The 15,677-nt window shown below is 38.5% G+C and carries 16 protein-coding genes; 12 read left to right on the plus strand and 4 right to left on the minus strand.

Going from position 1 to position 15,677, the window contains the following annotated elements; genetic code table 11:
* The 4 genes from FPL27_RS05640 to FPL27_RS05655 all read left to right on the plus strand — a co-directional run bounded on the left by FPL27_RS05640 (window position 1) and on the right by FPL27_RS05655 (window position 4,001).
* Window positions 1-768, plus strand: a complete 768-nt coding sequence (locus FPL27_RS05640) for a VOC family protein (protein ID WP_185974305.1) — start codon at window positions 1-3, stop codon at window positions 766-768.
* A 599-nt stretch (window positions 769-1,367) separates the two neighbouring features.
* A complete protein-coding gene (locus FPL27_RS05645; protein WP_143960160.1) occupies window positions 1,368-2,096 on the plus strand; it encodes a DUF4386 domain-containing protein in 729 nt (242 codons plus the stop codon).
* Window positions 2,097-2,956: 860 nt separating this feature from the next.
* Window positions 2,957-3,796, plus strand: a complete 840-nt coding sequence (locus tag FPL27_RS05650; RefSeq protein WP_143960161.1) for a class I SAM-dependent methyltransferase — start codon at window positions 2,957-2,959, stop codon at window positions 3,794-3,796.
* Window positions 3,786-4,001 (plus strand): hypothetical protein, encoded by a 216-nt coding sequence (locus FPL27_RS05655; RefSeq protein WP_143960162.1) that lies wholly within the window; start codon window positions 3,786-3,788, stop codon window positions 3,999-4,001. The genes FPL27_RS05650 and FPL27_RS05655 overlap by 11 nt, the downstream gene beginning before the upstream one ends.
* A gap of 303 nt (window positions 4,002-4,304) precedes the next feature.
* Here the strand turns inward: FPL27_RS05655 and FPL27_RS05665 are convergent, their stop codons facing one another.
* Window positions 4,305-4,496 (minus strand): hypothetical protein, encoded by a 192-nt coding sequence (locus FPL27_RS05665; protein WP_143960163.1) that lies wholly within the window; start codon window positions 4,494-4,496, stop codon window positions 4,305-4,307.
* Window positions 4,497-4,758: 262 nt separating this feature from the next.
* On the opposite strand from FPL27_RS05665, the gene FPL27_RS05670 reads away from it, so the two are divergent.
* Entirely contained in the window at window positions 4,759-5,622 is an 864-nt protein-coding gene (locus FPL27_RS05670) for a hypothetical protein (protein ID WP_143960164.1), read from the plus strand.
* Window positions 5,623-5,633: 11 nt separating this feature from the next.
* On the opposite strand, the gene FPL27_RS05675 is transcribed toward FPL27_RS05670, so the two are convergent.
* The gene (locus FPL27_RS05675; protein ID WP_143960165.1) at window positions 5,634-6,080 is read right to left on the minus strand and encodes a transposase; all 447 of its coding nucleotides are present in this window, start codon (window positions 6,078-6,080) and stop codon (window positions 5,634-5,636) included.
* Window positions 6,081-6,691: 611 nt separating this feature from the next.
* Between FPL27_RS05675 and FPL27_RS05680 the strand changes: the two genes are divergently transcribed.
* Window positions 6,692-7,159, plus strand: a complete 468-nt coding sequence (locus tag FPL27_RS05680) for a cyclic nucleotide-binding domain-containing protein (protein ID WP_143960166.1) — start codon at window positions 6,692-6,694, stop codon at window positions 7,157-7,159.
* Window positions 7,160-7,328: 169 nt separating this feature from the next.
* Here the strand turns inward: FPL27_RS05680 and FPL27_RS05685 are convergent, their stop codons facing one another.
* Together FPL27_RS05685 and FPL27_RS05690 are read right to left on the minus strand one after the other, a co-directional pair.
* A complete protein-coding gene (locus tag FPL27_RS05685) occupies window positions 7,329-8,285 on the minus strand; it encodes a hypothetical protein (protein ID WP_143960167.1) in 957 nt (318 codons plus the stop codon).
* A gap of 241 nt (window positions 8,286-8,526) precedes the next feature.
* Complete coding sequence (locus tag FPL27_RS05690) at window positions 8,527-9,018, minus strand: hypothetical protein (protein WP_143960168.1); 492 nt, start codon at window positions 9,016-9,018, stop codon at window positions 8,527-8,529.
* 1,250 nt (window positions 9,019-10,268) lie between these two features.
* On the opposite strand from FPL27_RS05690, the gene FPL27_RS05695 reads away from it, so the two are divergent.
* The 6 genes from FPL27_RS05695 to FPL27_RS05720 all read left to right on the plus strand — a co-directional run bounded on the left by FPL27_RS05695 (window position 10,269) and on the right by FPL27_RS05720 (window position 15,170).
* Window positions 10,269-10,820 (plus strand): hypothetical protein, encoded by a 552-nt coding sequence (locus tag FPL27_RS05695; protein ID WP_143960169.1) that lies wholly within the window; start codon window positions 10,269-10,271, stop codon window positions 10,818-10,820.
* Window positions 10,821-10,824: 4 nt separating this feature from the next.
* Complete coding sequence (locus tag FPL27_RS05700; RefSeq protein ID WP_143960170.1) at window positions 10,825-11,232, plus strand: helix-turn-helix domain-containing protein; 408 nt, start codon at window positions 10,825-10,827, stop codon at window positions 11,230-11,232.
* Window positions 11,222-11,683, plus strand: coding sequence for a hypothetical protein (locus FPL27_RS05705; RefSeq protein ID WP_143960171.1), 462 nt, complete (start codon window positions 11,222-11,224; stop codon window positions 11,681-11,683). Before FPL27_RS05700 ends, FPL27_RS05705 begins: the two co-directional genes overlap by 11 nt.
* Window positions 11,684-12,152: 469 nt before the next feature.
* Complete coding sequence (locus FPL27_RS05710) at window positions 12,153-13,271, plus strand: hypothetical protein (RefSeq protein WP_143960172.1); 1,119 nt, start codon at window positions 12,153-12,155, stop codon at window positions 13,269-13,271.
* Window positions 13,268-14,800, plus strand: a complete 1,533-nt coding sequence (locus tag FPL27_RS05715; protein WP_143960173.1) for a PIN domain-containing protein — start codon at window positions 13,268-13,270, stop codon at window positions 14,798-14,800. The genes FPL27_RS05710 and FPL27_RS05715 overlap by 4 nt, the downstream gene beginning before the upstream one ends.
* Complete coding sequence (locus FPL27_RS05720; RefSeq protein ID WP_143960174.1) at window positions 14,778-15,170, plus strand: hypothetical protein; 393 nt, start codon at window positions 14,778-14,780, stop codon at window positions 15,168-15,170. Before FPL27_RS05715 ends, FPL27_RS05720 begins: the two co-directional genes overlap by 23 nt.
* Window positions 15,171-15,677: the final 507 nt, after the last annotated feature.

The raw sequence follows: 15,677 nt of genomic DNA on the forward strand, positions 1-15,677 counted from the left end.
ATGACAAAAAAAATTACATTAGTTCTAATATTGACTTTGCTAACTTGGTTTATGGGTATTTGTCAATCTAAGGACACGCGGTTGGATCACGTACCCATTGCTGTAATGGATATTATCGAGGCCGAAAAGACATTCCTCAATCTGGGATTTTCCATAAAAAATGGTAAAATGCATTCAAATGGACTAATAAACTTCTTCTTAAAATTTGCAGACGGTACGTATATAGAAATCATTTCACCCAGCAAAGGTGTCCAGGATTCAACAACCGAGTTTTATGCGGATTTTTTGAAAAAGTCGGAAGGTGGTGCAGCCTTATGTTTGTCAGCTGATTTCGAAGATAATGCTACATCATATAAAAATTGGCCTTTGAAACAGTTTGATTTTCCAAAGGTCTTTACTATAACGCAAATAGACTCTTCTGAGTTTGATTGGCTTTTTTTCATTAAATATCATGCTGACGTAATTGACGAACCAAGGTTACTAATTCACGATAACCAGGTTCTAGGTATCGAAAAAGTGCATTTATCCCAACAGAAGTTTGATCAATTTCAAAAGTTATTTGGTCCCCAGAAAAATATAGGTTCTGATGTTAATGCAAAAACACATATTACAGGGATTACTTTCAAAGTCCAAGATCTTATAAGTTGTAAAAAAGTGTTGGTAAATCGTTTAAATATTAGGCTTAAAATTCAAGAGAAGGGTGGAAGAAAAAGTATTTTGCTACCAAAAGAATATGCCCATGATGTTTGGTTCGAGTTTGTCCAGTAATAATTAATTTCTATATCCGCTTTTTTGCCAGTAAGTAACATCAACTAATCAAAATTTGGCTAAAAGCTAGGTTTATGGCCACTTCGGTTATCGGTCTTCCGACTCATTAAGCAAGGAAATAAAGGTCCCCGTATCAAGGAATCAACGATATTAACTAGGAGCGGAGCTCCCACATAACGCTTCCCTTTGCGTTCTCAATTTCTGAAAGTTGCCCTAAAGCTAAATATAAGCACAAAAAACTCCTTCCCTTTATTTCCCTTTGCGCTTCTTCTTTTCTCTTTGCGGTTGGCAACTAGCGGATCCACCCACGCTGTTCGAGATTTGCAATCTCGAACTCAGATAAAAGGGATTTGTAATCCCCGTTTCAGTAATACAACCTCCATAAACCTATAATCTCATAAACCATTAAACCACGCTGTCCATGATTTGCAATCTCGAACTCAGATAAATGGGATTTGTAATCCCCACCCCGAATTCGGGGTAATGGAACAGGAAGCTGGAGTGAACTGATTCCTAATAGTTCTTACCTGTATCTATATTTGGTCAAAATTACCAATTTTGGTATATTGTTAGGGAGTTATTTTTAATCACTAACCATTATGACCTGTAAAGCTGAAAGAGAAATCAATGACCACCAAAACTCTTTGGTGAAAACTGCTCGTATGACGGGCTTGTGGTATTTGTGTCTGGCAATTTCGGGAATTTTCGGGTTTCTGGTTTTTCACCCTCAGATATATGTCACCAATGAACCTGCAGAGACACTCAGAAATTTGACTGAGAAGGAGTCACTTGCCCGGATCCGGCTTTTGCTGGAATTTGCAGTTATTATAGCCCAGGCGCTCACGGCAGTTTGGTTTTATAGGCTGTTCAGGAAAATCAACGGATGGGGGGGCTGGACATTGGGCATCTGGGGAACAATGAATTCGGGCCTGATTATGATCAGCGCTATTTCAATGGCAACTGCCTTGAAAATCGCAAATACCGCCGACCTTTCATTTGAACAACAGGTTGTTTTGATACAGCTATTACAATCCTTGGGAGGTAACGCCTGGGGAGTGGGAAGCCTTTTCTTCGGCCTTTGGCTGATTCCAATGGGGTATATTGTGGTAAGTTCGGAAAGGATGCCTGTCTGGATGGGACGGATATTGATTATCGGGGGAGCGGGATATCTTCTCAATACGTTTCTCAATTACATGGGCTTGGGACACGCTTTGGTAGATGCTTTGGTCATACCAGCCACTGTGGGTGAATTCTGGATGATTGGCTATCTGTTGATTTATGGGATACGTGCGTCAAATGGACAGTTTGAAAACATTCCTGAAAGATAAATCAGGGTGGTGAATATTCGGCTTTGCTTCGATAAATAGTCCTGTTATAACTCCAAAGAAATCCTTTTCCTATTAATTCAGCGAGGCAGTCTTCGGACCGGGGAGGTAAAACCTCCTCGACCATCTTACCCACTAGAGTAGGTAAACCCTACCGAGGGCCACCATCGCTACCAATAGGAAGATGGCGTTGAGTACCCAGCTGGAGTAGGCTTTTTTGGACCTTCTGGAGCCAGAACCAAATGGCGAGAGATGTAATAATTTACCAAAACGTTATCCAGGACATTTTGAAGGAACAGCCAGAGTCATGCTTCTTATTGGGGAGGGGCATGTCGTTAGCCTGTAATATCTTTTGGAAACCCATCCTAATATTGAAGTGGTAGAGGTTTCCAACTACCTTAATTAAACGGTCAACCTTTCTCAGACTTTAACAATCTGCTAGGGCTCATTGTAAATGCATTACTGCTGGCATCTTTCAAAAGAGGGTCGAATTCGACCCCTTTAAAATCTGGGGCCATCCTAGAAAATCCCTCCTAATCCGGGTGGACAAGCCTCCATTAACTTATGGGGATCTTTAAATTACCTGCAATTAAAACCAATATATTAAATAATATTAATCAAGAATTTTATCTTTGCAGTCTGTTTTACTAAAATAACATATTATCTGTGTCCTTCTCAAAAGGATAAACTCGACAAATCGAGTACCTAACGCATAGAATCATCCGATTTTTTAATGCGCAGATAATCATATCCAGTTATTTCATCAAATTTTAAACAATTGCAATTGATTGTAAATCGATTGCTTTATCACGGTACAATGTGCTCTGCATTTTCACATCGTGATGATAATCCAATGATTAAAAATGAATAGGAAACAGTTAATAAGCAGAAACATCGAAGTGTTTTACAATAAAGCGTCAGAAGAAACCAGGCTTGATAAAGGAATGGGGGTATTTGAATTTGAAAGAGTTAAATCCCTCATAGATAAACATATCCCAACTTCAGTTTCAAAAATAATTGATATTGGTGGCGGAACGGGAAAATATTCTGAATGGCTTGCCAAAAAAGGGCATCAGGTTCATTTGGTAGAACCAGTTTCTAAGCATATTAAAATGGCTCAAAACAGGGCTAATAAATTGAAAAATAAGTTTTCTGTGCACTTGGGAGAATCACGAAAATTGGAATTCCCTAATAATTTTGCAGACCTTATAATTTTACATGGACCTCTTTACCATCTTCAAAAAAAGGAAGACAGGGATTTAACCATTTGCGAAGCGAAAAGAGTCCTAAAAAATAATGGAATTATTTTGGGTTTTGCAATTAATTATACTGCATCAACTTTGGTAGGACTTCTAAATGGACTAATTCACAAAAAGCCATTTTTTGAAATGTGCAAGAAGGAATTAACAACGGGAATTCATAATCCACCAGATGATTTTCCTTGGCTTTTGGCTGAGGCATATTATCATAAACCTGAACAGTTGAAAGACGAGTTTTTAAATCAAGAGTTAACCCATCTTAATACTTACGCAGTTGAAGGTATGGCTTGGTTGGACAAAGATTACCTTGCCAATATGCTGAATGAGAAAAAACAAAAAACATTATTAGAACTTATACAGGTCACAGAAAACGACAGTTATCTTTTACCCTTTAGTCCACATATGATGATAGCTGTAAAAAAACAATTGAGCTATGGAAAATAAGGATAGATATTACAACGGGTTAATAGAAAACGATGGTCAGCTAAATGAAATTGACCTTGGAGAAAAATTTGATCTTGATGAAAATGAAACAAGAGAAATAATTGTACAGCTTCTATCCGAGCATAAAATTGAATATAAAGAAAATAGAGCTTGCAATTATAGCCTGATGAAAGCCCAGAAAAGAAAAAATAAAAGCAGAGTTTAAGGTAATAAGACCAGCTTAGTTCAAAAGGTCAGGCAGTGTCTGACCTTTTGAATACATCAGGTAAAAGGAACGCATCTCAAGGTTTGTGGCAGAGAAACCTTTACCAAAGTCCTGTGTCAGTCTTGAAGAGAGTTCGGTTAGTGATTTGCAATCTCGAACTCAGATAAATGGGATTTGTAATCCCTGTTTCAGTAATCCAACCTCCATAAACCTATAATCTCTTAAACCATTAAACCCCTTTGCGCTAGGCTAGGCTAGGGATATCATAATTAGGCATATTTCAGAAGGACAGGAATATACTGTTTAAATATATCCCGTCTCCAATCCTCCCTTCTCCTTCACCAACTCCCAAAAGCCCTCAACCTCCGTTTTCTCCTCCGTCCACTCCAGCTGCTCGTACTGGTGCCATTCGTGGTCCAGGTGGGGATTATAGTTTGGTGGACCCGCACTAAAGGAAAGCTTTTCTCCCAAAGGTGATCCGGCACTTGGTAACAAGTTATTGGGATCCTTTTTATTGAAAAATATACTGAAATATTTATCTTTCGAGCAAATTGAAAGCGAAGTCAACAATTACTTTTCCGGATGTGACAAATCCTTAAGACTTTCCATTGAGGGAAGTTTTTGATATCTTGCCAAAGGGATGGATTGTGAGTATGGGGTTAAAAAAAAGGGTGTTGGAGTATGTTCTGGACGAAACCAGAAATAAGCTGACACGGTTATTGTTATTGGATAAGCTGCATTCTATCAAAAAGAAATCATGAAAAACTTTCTTGTACCCATTTCTGTGAGACCTAACAGCATGACAGATGACCATGTCACTGTCGGGATGTTGGCATTTAATGAAACTGATAGCTATTATGACTATTCATATGATAAATTAAAATTGGTGGGTCCTTTTCTGGATGAGAATTCCAGAAAGTATCTGGAAAAATCACTGGAGACTTTCAGAACATCTCTTATCCCGGATTTCACTCCTGATAAACTTGAACTAGACAGACCGATTCTGAATGAAAACTATCTTGACTATTTGACGAAATACTCCAAAGGGCTAATAAGGTTCGAGAGCCCCAAAGGCTTTGCTATTGAATTAAATGAGGAGACTTTCAATAAAGCATTCAAACACTTTGTAGGGGCTGAGCCAGGAAGATCTACGAAACCTGTAACTAGTTTTAGAAAAGAAATCAATGGCTTGCTAAAAAATGAAGCATTTAAAGCGGTAGATGTCAATTACACTATCCATCCAGATATTGCTCCGGAAATCTATGCCCCTCACAAGGTAGATTTCATTGGGGTAAACGGAAGTCCTTTTGCAGGGGTAGGAATTGATTTTACAAAAAGCCCTGAAGAGGTAGACAAGAGTATACTTACCTTCAGGATAATGGTTAGAGGTATTGAATCACTTGCCGCCAAATTCAACAAGGGATTGGGGGTTTATGAAGCATACTTCAATGATCCGGAAACTACAAAAAACAAAGAGCTTTTGGATAAGATCAGGAAAGATAAATCCAAGGGCTTTGAACTTGTTGAAATCGAAAGGTTTGACAAAACCATTTCAAGAATCAAAAATGGCAACTACAAGAAGTTTTCAAAGTCAGAATTGATATCCATTCCTCAGGTCTAATTTTATGGCTGCTAATTCCTCTGCCAGGGGCTATAAATGTCGGTTTCGCTCCTAAACCATTTGGTCACGCCGATCTTGAATCCACGTATGATTGAACCGATGGTTTTTGTAGGTGATGCAAAAGGCACAGGGTCGGATCCCGTCCGTAGGGGTGAAAAATTTTTCACCCCTACGGGCGGGATCCCATCATTCCCATTTATCGGTACCAATTCAATTATCCCATGAATATGGTTGGGCATAATGACATGTTCGTGCAGAACAGCATGTGGGAAATGCCGGGGGATATCCAACCAGCAATGTTTTACCGTTTCCCCCGCACCGTTCAATTTCATTTGCCCATCTTCAATGCGCCCAAATAGGTGATCCCGTTGGTAGGTGCAGACGGTTAGGAAATAATAACCGGGATTGGCATAATCAAATCCTTTTAATCTCGTGGACTTTCGCTGTTTTCGGTTCATAAAAAAATAGCCGATGTAAGGTGAAAAATAGTTAGCAATACCTCATATAAAAATAAGAATTATTGATGATAATAACGTGGTAGGGGTGATGGTAGGGGCGAAAAATTTTTCGCCCCTACCATCACCCCTACAATCACCCCAACGCCAATTTCGCCGATGCATTCCACAGGTAATGCGGAAGGGGCTCCGCCAGCTCCCATTGGATGTTCATGGGCTTAGAGCCGGTGGATTTTTGGAAATTGCCCTCGCCGATGTCGGTGTGGGCGGGGTTTTTGGATTGCCGGTGGAATAGCAAAACTGAAGTGCGAAGCCAGATACATTTACACAATGGTGTGTGGTTTTTTGTCTCCAGGTAAAAACTTGATTGTTCCCAAAAATAAATTTTATTGATATTTATCATTAAAATGGAATTAGAGAAAAATTTTTATAATTGAACTTTTACAATTAATTATATTTATATATCATTAAAATGTTTGATAATTTTATTAAAAATAATTTATAATAATCCTTTTTAAAGTTGGAGGTGCTGAAATATTATGACTGTGGTGAACTTTGATTCGATTAATTTGAACCTCTAACAGTTGACATATTAAATTTAAACATATCGCCTTATGAAGAAATTAGATGATTTGGTTTTGGAAAGGATCAAAGAAGCCATTGATCCCTATTGCAGCATTACTGGAGAGCAATTGCAGAAAATTAGCCCCTTCCTTGAAGTAAAATCCTATTCCGCACAACAGATAATCAAGCCAGTCAATTCGGAAGAGAAAACGGTCCGGTTTGTATTAGAAGGGAAGCTAGGTTTGTTTTATTTTGATAATAAGAAGGAGATTTGTGATAATATTTTTACTTCCGGGTATTTGGCCTTTGACTTGCTTTCATACCTTGAAAAGAAGGTGTCATCTTCCTATTTGATAACCCTTACCCCCTGTAAAGTGGTGGAGTTTCACCGGGACAGGAGAATTGAAATTCTCCAAAAGGTTCCTGAGTTCAGTGAATTATCGAGGGCATTTTTAAAAAGAGAATATGTATATGCTTGGGAGAGAATCAGGCTTTTAAAGAAATCGGATATGGAGTAAACCAATCGAGTAGATAAGCACCTTAAGGATAAGGGTTGGGTCCAGTGACTCATGGTTTCTTCCGGTTTTTTTGGCATGAGGATCCGCAATTACGATAACAAAGGCCTCAAGGGATAATGGAAAAACCATTGGTGGGGAGCCGGAAGCAATCGCACAACGGGAACATGGGCTACCAATCACATGCTCCTAGGTCCACGCCGAAATCTTCCAAGCTATAGGGGAAGCCTATGGGCCAGCTGCCGTAATGTTTTTTAAATGCTTTAAGGGTAGTGCTGGGGTTTTGAAGAGGTTGGTGGAATAACCCGCTAGCATACTTTAGAAATCTTTTTTTTATTTCTAAGCTGTTAAGCAAATTGACTTCCTCTTCATTCTTATGTCCCGTATAAGCACTGATTGGGTCATAGATTTTGTGTAAATCCAATTCCAATTTTTTTATACTGCTTACATTTCCCTTTATATCGTCAACATACTTTATCAGTTTCCTCTGATTAAACTGCCAAGCTTCTCTAGGTAAATCCAATGCTTCCAGCAGAGCTACTTTCATGCGCATTTGAGTACCATGCGTTATTATGGGGAAAATAGAATTTGAATGGAGGAATTGATTGTGGAAATCCTTCATTATAAATTTTTTGTTGAAAGCCGAAATATGGATTTTGCTGCTTATTTCGTAAACCCCATCGAAATTTAGGGGTTCCAGTTGATAGGTAAGTTCAAGAGTCTGGAATATATCCGAAACTGAATCCGCAAATAGAGAATAAGCGGCAGGGAGAATGCCTGGCATGATATCCCCTAAGTAAAGTTTTTCTACCCCCTCTAGGGTAAATTCCTCGTCCATACTTTTTATTAAATCAGCTTCCTCTTCATCTACTTCTTCTATTTCTTCGTTATGAAATTCATAAGGATGTTCTTTTCGAAATCTTATTCTGTCAATATTGCTTGCCCTGAGAAGTACCTTCCTTCTTTTTATTTTTTTCAGCATCATTGGAAAATAAGGAGATTGTTCAAATGTGTCGGGAAAGACTTTTTTGATAACGGTAGGAGCTTCTTTGAAAAGTTTGGGAAGAATTTCATTTTCAAAAACAGCAGGTAAGGGTTTGGAGTCTGGGGGGTTAAATGTGCGGAACATAGGGCTGAGTTTGATGAATTAATGAATTATGTAAATTTTAAAGGGGTACGGGTCTGGTTTTTAGAGGGTTATAATGTGATCCAAATATGTTTAGAAAAATTCTTTTAAAAAATACCCCGATCACGGTATTTTTTGCCCTTCAGGCTTAGGTACCATCCCTAACTTCGTTTAATTCTCCCTCCGTATCCTCATTAGGTTCCTTTCCGACCGCTGCTGCTAAATATGACAGAGACTAATTCCTTTAGGGTACATTTATTAGGAGACCAGTAAGGTGTTTAAGCCTTCCCACGATCTCTATTTTTCCATTTCTCAAAGAGACTTTTACTTTATCGGTGCCCAGTACCCTTCCAGAGATTGTTATTTTCTCTGTTATAAAATGGCATTTATCAATATCTTCACTCAATACAAGAAATTTTATGGGGCCTTTATTCAACTTATGCAGTACTAACTTATATGTATCACTCAGATTATCTGAATCACTGATCGTTATATGGACGAATCTTAGCCTATAGCTGATGAGTAATGCGAGCAGAAAAGGGAAGAGAATGTATTTGGGCCACCATCCCAGATTTGAAAACAGAAATTCAAAATTAGGATCACCTGCTATATACATCCCGTTATTCAGCATATCCCTAAATCCATGGGTAAATTGATGATACCAATACGCTCCAATAAAAGTCAAGAAGAGGATGATTATTGGACTCGGCCTTCGATATTTAGTAGTTATTTCCATATGGTTAAAAATATGACATTCAGGGTATTCCGCGCAATACCCCGATCACGGTATTTTTCACCCTTCATTCTCGTTCCAGCGATGCCATTATACGAGCTCCCCGGCTATTCTAGATTTTCAAACTCGAATCCAGATCACCATTTCCGGAGGTCCCGATAAGTGCAACGGTCCAGATGAATAGGGATTTGCAATCCCAAACAAGCATTCTCCCCTCTGCAATCATCCGACATCCAAACATCGGTCATCGGACAACAGACATCTGACTTTTCGCAAATTACTCCTCGGGACATCAATTTTCTATTTGTGTGTAGATAGTAGAGAGTAGATTCCCCGCATGAGCCAAAACGACGACAAAGAGCTCTGGTTACTTAACCGACCCCGTATGGGGTCCAACTTTTCAATAACCATGGGTGCAACCCATGGATTGCGCACCCATTATCAATTCCCACGACCCCGAATGGGGTCGAACCGGGAACGAAAAATTATAACCAATTTCTTCCATCCTTACCGGAAGTCCCCCCGTGATTTGCACTTTTATGCACTTAACTGGCTAAGAATCGCGGCTAAAGCCTTAACAGGGATGAGGAGCCATTCACCCCTAGCTAAAGCAAGTGGAAAGTGGTTGATCATAAGAATGTTAGAGATTTGTATGCTGTCTCCACTTTCCTCCAACTTCAGTTGGAGGTTCACCGGAATTTGAGGTTGATTCTAATATTACAGTTGTCAGCCCGTCGTTCACCTGTTAAAACCCGTCGTTTAAAATAAACATATTAATTCAGATTCCATAGGCTTATTAGGTGTGAAAAAGATATACCAGCTCAGGGACAATTATTGCAATGAGAGTGACATGATTATGGACCACCTGCTCTCCATTCCTTTTGACCTGAATCGCTATGACCTAGGGTGGGGTTAGCCACATGTATGCTAAGCCGCATCCCAAATTTTCCCATAGATCATCTAACAACCGCTATTTCACAACAAAAAAATCCAAGTAAAACATAACAATTCAATTTAATACTTGCCTTTTTTTACTAATCCTCTCACAAATTACCCCAATCACGGTATTTTTTAATTCTTATTAATTCCTTAATCTTGGAGGGTTAACCAGCAGGGCTATTTTAATAAATTGTCTTTAAGGGGAATTGGAAATCGAAAATGGAGAATTTAAACTACACTCCAAAAGAATGAGAATGGTTGCTAGAAACAAATTAACTTAAAAGTGAAACAAATAATTTTAAATTCTGTTATTAGTGAATACCTTTGCACTTGAAATATGGTATGATGAAGGCCGTCTTTGCACATTCTACACCGTCAGGTTGGTGGCAGATGATGATGATGATGAAGATGATGAGACTATTTCCGAAACGGATAGGTTTTTTGAGACCTACGCCGTGGCTGGACATCCATTCGAGGAAGAGGCTCTGCAATTGTTTCGCTTATTAACAGAGAGCATTGGCAACAGGTACGGAGCAACGGATGATTTTTTTGATAGAATTGTAAACAGAGCACAGGAATTGCCCCCAAAACCAAAACAATGGGTAGAAGAAATAAAAGAATTGGGTATTAATTTTCCACTAAGGCTATTTTGCTACCGGGTAACCGAACACATCGTTATCCTTTTCAACGGCGGCCTTAAGGAATCACAGGCAACCCAGGACAGCGAAAATTTAAGCATGAAGTTTTATGAAGCACAAACTTTTGTCAAAAAAATTGAGGAGGCAATTCAGTTTGGAATGATTGAAATCTCGGAAGACGAAAGGTATTTACAAAACTTTGACGGTACAACTGACATATTATTATAAGAAAATGAGAAGCAAAACCGTAGATAGATTACTTAAAAGCACTCCCAAAGACGTAGAGATCTTTGTGGATTGGTATGCCGACTTAGTGGTTCGTATCAATCAAATTTTGCGTGAAAATGACATCAGCAAAAAAGAATTAGCAGAAAGGATGGGCAAAAAGCCATCTGAAATATCAAAGTGGCTTAGCGGGGAGCACAACTTCACGCTGCGTTCGCTGGCTAAATTGTCGGCTGAACTAGGTGAACTCTTGTTGGAGGTGCCTAAGCGAAAACCTCACACCAAGTTTATAAGTGGCTACAGTCGTAGTGTACATACATTCGTGGTATATAAAAAAATAGAGCAAGCCTACTCATCCAAAGTTATTGAATGGCAGGAGGTAAAAGAAATTAAACCATTAAGCAATGTTGGATAACAGCAACCTATTTGACCCTGAGAAAATCAGCATCATTGATTTTAAGATGGTGAAAGGCCAGGTTGAGGTGCCTGAAGAGTTTGATACTGCGAATGTTGAGGGACATCATTTGGATAATTCTCTACAGTTTGGGTTTAACCTAAACGAAAAACTGGTAAAAGCCGATTTTACGATTGAAATTAAAACTGAAAGTAAGGATAAAAAAGCAAAGGAAGCTACCGGGAATTTCCATTTGGTATTCATTTACCAGGTAGAAAACATTCACGACTTGGCAAAACCTGACGATAATAATTTAATTGAACTACATCCGGGATTGGCCAATGCGCTTTCATCCGTAACTTATTCCACATCAAGAGGGGTCCTTTTGACTAGATTACAAGGTACCGCACTGCAAACCTTTGTATTGCCCATCATTAATCCAAGTAGTCTACTTCACAACAAAAAAGATTGAAAAGACACATCCAATAACCATCTCAATGGGGATGGTTGGGTAGTGTCACGGTAAATCCAACGGACATCCGAATACCCAACCGATTTCTGGACCGACTGGATGAAAAAGTTCGGCGTCAGGAGATTCAAGATGAAAAGGACGCTTACCTCAGAAATGGATACAGAGCAGGAGATTCTGGGGGTTTATGGGGGTGAAGTAATTTTTGGGTGCAAAATACTGGTCTGAGGGTGGAGCACTGGGCGCTGAGAATAGAGCATGGAGAAAGGCGTCTTTCAATAAGCTGGGGTTGTAGAATTATTTACCTTGGTGGATTTTAATGAATTAAGTAGAGTTTAGGGGGCAAGCTAGGTGATTTGGAGAAATTGTCGTAATGGAGGACTAATTTCGAAGTTAGCAATTCAAAATATCATCATATGGATATTCCTCAAGGTTTGATGCTGATAATCTTGGGTTCGAACTCGTAAGGAAGTTGAAAGTAAAGAATGATATCAATGAGAGGATAAAAAATAACCTAAATAAAAATGAAATTAAGATTAAAATAATGGAAAACTCATTCTTTATATTCACGGGACAAGATGAGCACATTGATATCGAAAGGTTCCATATTTGTACTTGGGAATTTAATGCGGATAGTTCTCTTTTAGAATTTGGAGCAGAAATTTCCCAAAAATCTATAAAATCCGACAAACTATCCATTTCTATTTTTATTCCTTGGCTCTCAGCAGCATGTAAAGTTGAAGATTTATATGAACGATTGAGTATTGCAGAAAACAGCAGGTTCATTTTTAATGATTCGCTTGCTGGAACAGATTCTTTAGATGGAGGCAGAAATCGATTAGGAGTAATCCATAAATTTAGTCAAAGAAATAAGCTTTGTATTTTGCCTGTTAAATTCGATACGAGTGAAGACAAAATTTTAACTATCCTTATAAACCTGAAATCATATAATGATTTGGAAGAAAAACCGAATGTTTACTTCAGATTTTTGGTCAAGCCAAACTTTCCATTTCTTTCAACCAGAAAAAAAGGAATTGGCAAATCGACTATTATCTATGATGCCAAGGTCAATGAAAAGCGAAATATCCCTGATGATCAACTGTCATATTTTAGCAATAAGGTTTTCTGCAAAATAAACACATGTTTTTTCTTCAATATAATACCTAATAAATACGATATTATTTTTCTTGATGATTCCTCGCTTAAGAATGTCAGGACCCTTGAGTATGATTCATTTAATAAATATTTACAAGATAAGAGGGTGAAAAAAGATGAACTAATGGTCGTTTTCAATAAAAAAAAGGATGCAGAGTCGTTTTCATTTTTTTCTATATTTGCGAAAGAGCGAATAGGACCTGGACAATTTGCTTTGGCGATTTTGATTAATTTAATTTGTGGAATTTTGCTGTTTATTCCTGCTTATAGAAAAACCGTTATACCTGAAGCTCGTCTTTCTGAATTACTCATAGAATTGCCAACAGAAGTGTATATTGCACTTATTATTGCGACCTTAACATTGCTCTATTTCTCATGGCCATTAATAACTAATGTTCTTAAAATAAGTGGTAAATTAAAAAGATCAAAGAAATGAAAGCTCTTTTAGACACCAACATCATTATTCACAGGGAAGCAGGAAGGGTGGCCAATCAGGATATTGGTATACTTTTTAAATGGCTCGATAAGGTTAAATATCAAAAGTGTATTCATTTGGTGACCATTCAGGAAATCGAAAAAAATCCCAACACCGGTACGGTTGATACTTTTAAAATCAAGATGGACAGTTATGAGCAACTACTTACAACGGCTAAAATGAAGGATGAAGTCAGATCTGTTTCCGAAAGGTTTGATGAAAACGAAAATGACAGGAACGATACCGTCCTTTTGAATGAGGTATTTGTTGGTAGGGTGGATATATTGATTTCTGAAGATAAGAAAATCCATTCAAAAGCAAATGCCCTTGGAATTTCAGACCAGATATTTACTATCAACTCCTTTCTAGAAAAAGTCTTTGCTGAATTCCCTGAACTTGTCAAATACCAGGTGTTGGGAGTTCAACAAAAGCTGTTTGGTGAACTAGATATAAACGATCCATTTTTTGATACACTGAAAGAGGACTACCCTGGTTTTGAAAGGTGGTTTCATAAAAAAGCAAATGAAAATGCCTACGTCACGATCAACAGCGGGAGCAACCGCTTACTTTCCTTTCTTTACATCAAAACAGAAGAAAGGGATGAAGCGTACCCTGATATAAACCCTGTTTTAAAACCCAAAAAGAGACTGAAGGTAGGTACCTTCAAAGTCATCAGCAATGGAGTGCGGTTGGGGGAACGGTTCATGAAAATTATTTTCGACAATGCCCTGGCGCGAAAGGTGGATGAAATTTACGTTACCATCTTTGAAAAGCGGGACGAGCAGCAACGGCTTATTGCTTTATTGGAAGAATGGGGTTTTTATAAACACGGCACTAAGGGAGGGGATGGAGAGTTAATATTTGTACGGGATTTTACTCCACAGGCAAACTCAGAAAACCCCAAACTCACCTTTCCATACCTAAGTAGCGATCAGAATGTTTTTCTTATTCCCATTTACCCGGACTACCACACTGAGCTTTTGCCCGATTCCTATCTAAAGACTGAATCTCCGCAAAACTTCATAGAACATGAACCTCACCGGAACGCTTTGAGCAAGGTTTATATTTGCCGTTCGATTGAGAGAGGCATTCAAAAGGGTGACATCATTATTTTTTACCGGACTGCTGAAAAAGGTAAAAGTGCTTATTATAGCAGTGTTATCACCACGATTGCTATATGTGAAGAGGTGATTGAGGATATCGAGGATGAAAATGAATTTATCGCCAGATGCCGGAAAAGAAGCGTTTTTAGTAATGAAGGGTTAAAAGAATTTTGGAACTGGAATCCCCGATTCCGGCCCTTTATAATCAATTTTCTCTATGTTTGGTCATTTGGCTTAGGTAACCGAATGAATAGGAAAATGCTTTTAGAGCGGGGAATATTAAGCGGGGCTGAAAACGAAATAAGGGGATTGAAAAAAATTACACCCGAACAATTTAAAATAATAGTAAATGAAACAGGAACAAATGAAAGTCTTATTGTCGATTAAGCCGCAATTTGCGGAACTTATCTTTAACGGTTCCAAAAAATATGAGTTTCGGAAGGCTGTTTTCAAAAACAGTGAAATCAAAACCGTGGTAGTTTATGCTTCTTCGCCATTGCAACGGGTAATTGGTGAATTCGAAATTGAAAAGATCCTTAGCGATAGCCCCGAAAAACTCTGGGAAAAAACCAGGCATTTTGCCGGAATTGAGGAAGATTTCTTTAATGAGTATTTTGCAGATCGAGCATTGGGTTTTGCCATTAAAATAAAAAAGACTAAAAGATATAAAGAGTCGCTGTGTTTGCGTAAACACTTCAACTTAGCTCCACCGCAATCTTTTCTGTATTTGCCAAATGAAAATGTGCTCAACCCATGAGGGAGTTGATGAAAATCATATCAGATTATTTCTTTTGATTCGAAATGTGCTGAGTATCCAGTATCAAGGTGAGTTTTGTTTAGTTGCTCTCTTCTTCAAGCAATGGCAGATAAGAACGACCCCCCCTCTGATGGTTCCGAAGTGTTGGGAAAGCACCCGTTCAACAAATTAAGCTTTCCTCTAAGGAAGGCAAGTTGTGAGTATGGACTTGGTTCACCGTGAAGTGCTTTTAGATCGTTACCTTTTGGTAAATGCAAAACGTGTGTGCTTTGAATAATCCCTCTGGGGGCTGATGCTTTGAATGTATGGAGGCTAAAGGTAACTGCTAGAGAGGCCCTCCAAATCGACAGAGTTGCTGCAGTCAGATGATTTAGGCTCCAATACAAGACCTCTCCGGCTTTGTTTGAGCATTGGAAATTGGTTTAACCTTAGGTACATTAAGTGCCGAGCGATTTATAAATCTACCTGTCGGCAGCCAGGCATGAAGAGTCCGCTGCAACATGTGAG

Source organism: Litoribacter populi (genome assembly GCF_007483685.1).
GTDB classification, from domain to species: Bacteria; Bacteroidota; Bacteroidia; order Cytophagales; family Cyclobacteriaceae; genus Litoribacter; species Litoribacter populi.

Excerpts from the sequence above, each read along its gene's own strand:
- FPL27_RS05640 (WP_185974305.1), top strand. The coding sequence starts at position 1 with ATGACAAAAAAAATTACATTAGTTCTAATATTGACTTTGCTAACTTGG.
- FPL27_RS05645 (WP_143960160.1), top strand. The coding sequence starts at position 1,368 with ATGACCTGTAAAGCTGAAAGAGAAATCAATGACCACCAAAACTCTTTG.
- FPL27_RS05650 (WP_143960161.1), top strand. The coding sequence starts at position 2,957 with ATGAATAGGAAACAGTTAATAAGCAGAAACATCGAAGTGTTTTACAAT.
- FPL27_RS05655 (WP_143960162.1), top strand. The coding sequence starts at position 3,786 with ATGGAAAATAAGGATAGATATTACAACGGGTTAATAGAAAACGATGGT.
- FPL27_RS05670 (WP_143960164.1), top strand. The coding sequence starts at position 4,759 with ATGAAAAACTTTCTTGTACCCATTTCTGTGAGACCTAACAGCATGACA.
- FPL27_RS05675 (WP_143960165.1), bottom strand. The coding sequence starts at position 6,080 with ATGAACCGAAAACAGCGAAAGTCCACGAGATTAAAAGGATTTGATTAT.
- FPL27_RS05680 (WP_143960166.1), top strand. The coding sequence starts at position 6,692 with ATGAAGAAATTAGATGATTTGGTTTTGGAAAGGATCAAAGAAGCCATT.
- FPL27_RS05685 (WP_143960167.1), bottom strand. The coding sequence starts at position 8,285 with ATGTTCCGCACATTTAACCCCCCAGACTCCAAACCCTTACCTGCTGTT.
- FPL27_RS05690 (WP_143960168.1), bottom strand. The coding sequence starts at position 9,018 with ATGGAAATAACTACTAAATATCGAAGGCCGAGTCCAATAATCATCCTC.
- FPL27_RS05700 (WP_143960170.1), top strand. The coding sequence starts at position 10,825 with ATGAGAAGCAAAACCGTAGATAGATTACTTAAAAGCACTCCCAAAGAC.
- FPL27_RS05705 (WP_143960171.1), top strand. The coding sequence starts at position 11,222 with ATGTTGGATAACAGCAACCTATTTGACCCTGAGAAAATCAGCATCATT.
- FPL27_RS05715 (WP_143960173.1), top strand. The coding sequence starts at position 13,268 with ATGAAAGCTCTTTTAGACACCAACATCATTATTCACAGGGAAGCAGGA.
- FPL27_RS05720 (WP_143960174.1), top strand. The coding sequence starts at position 14,778 with ATGAAAGTCTTATTGTCGATTAAGCCGCAATTTGCGGAACTTATCTTT.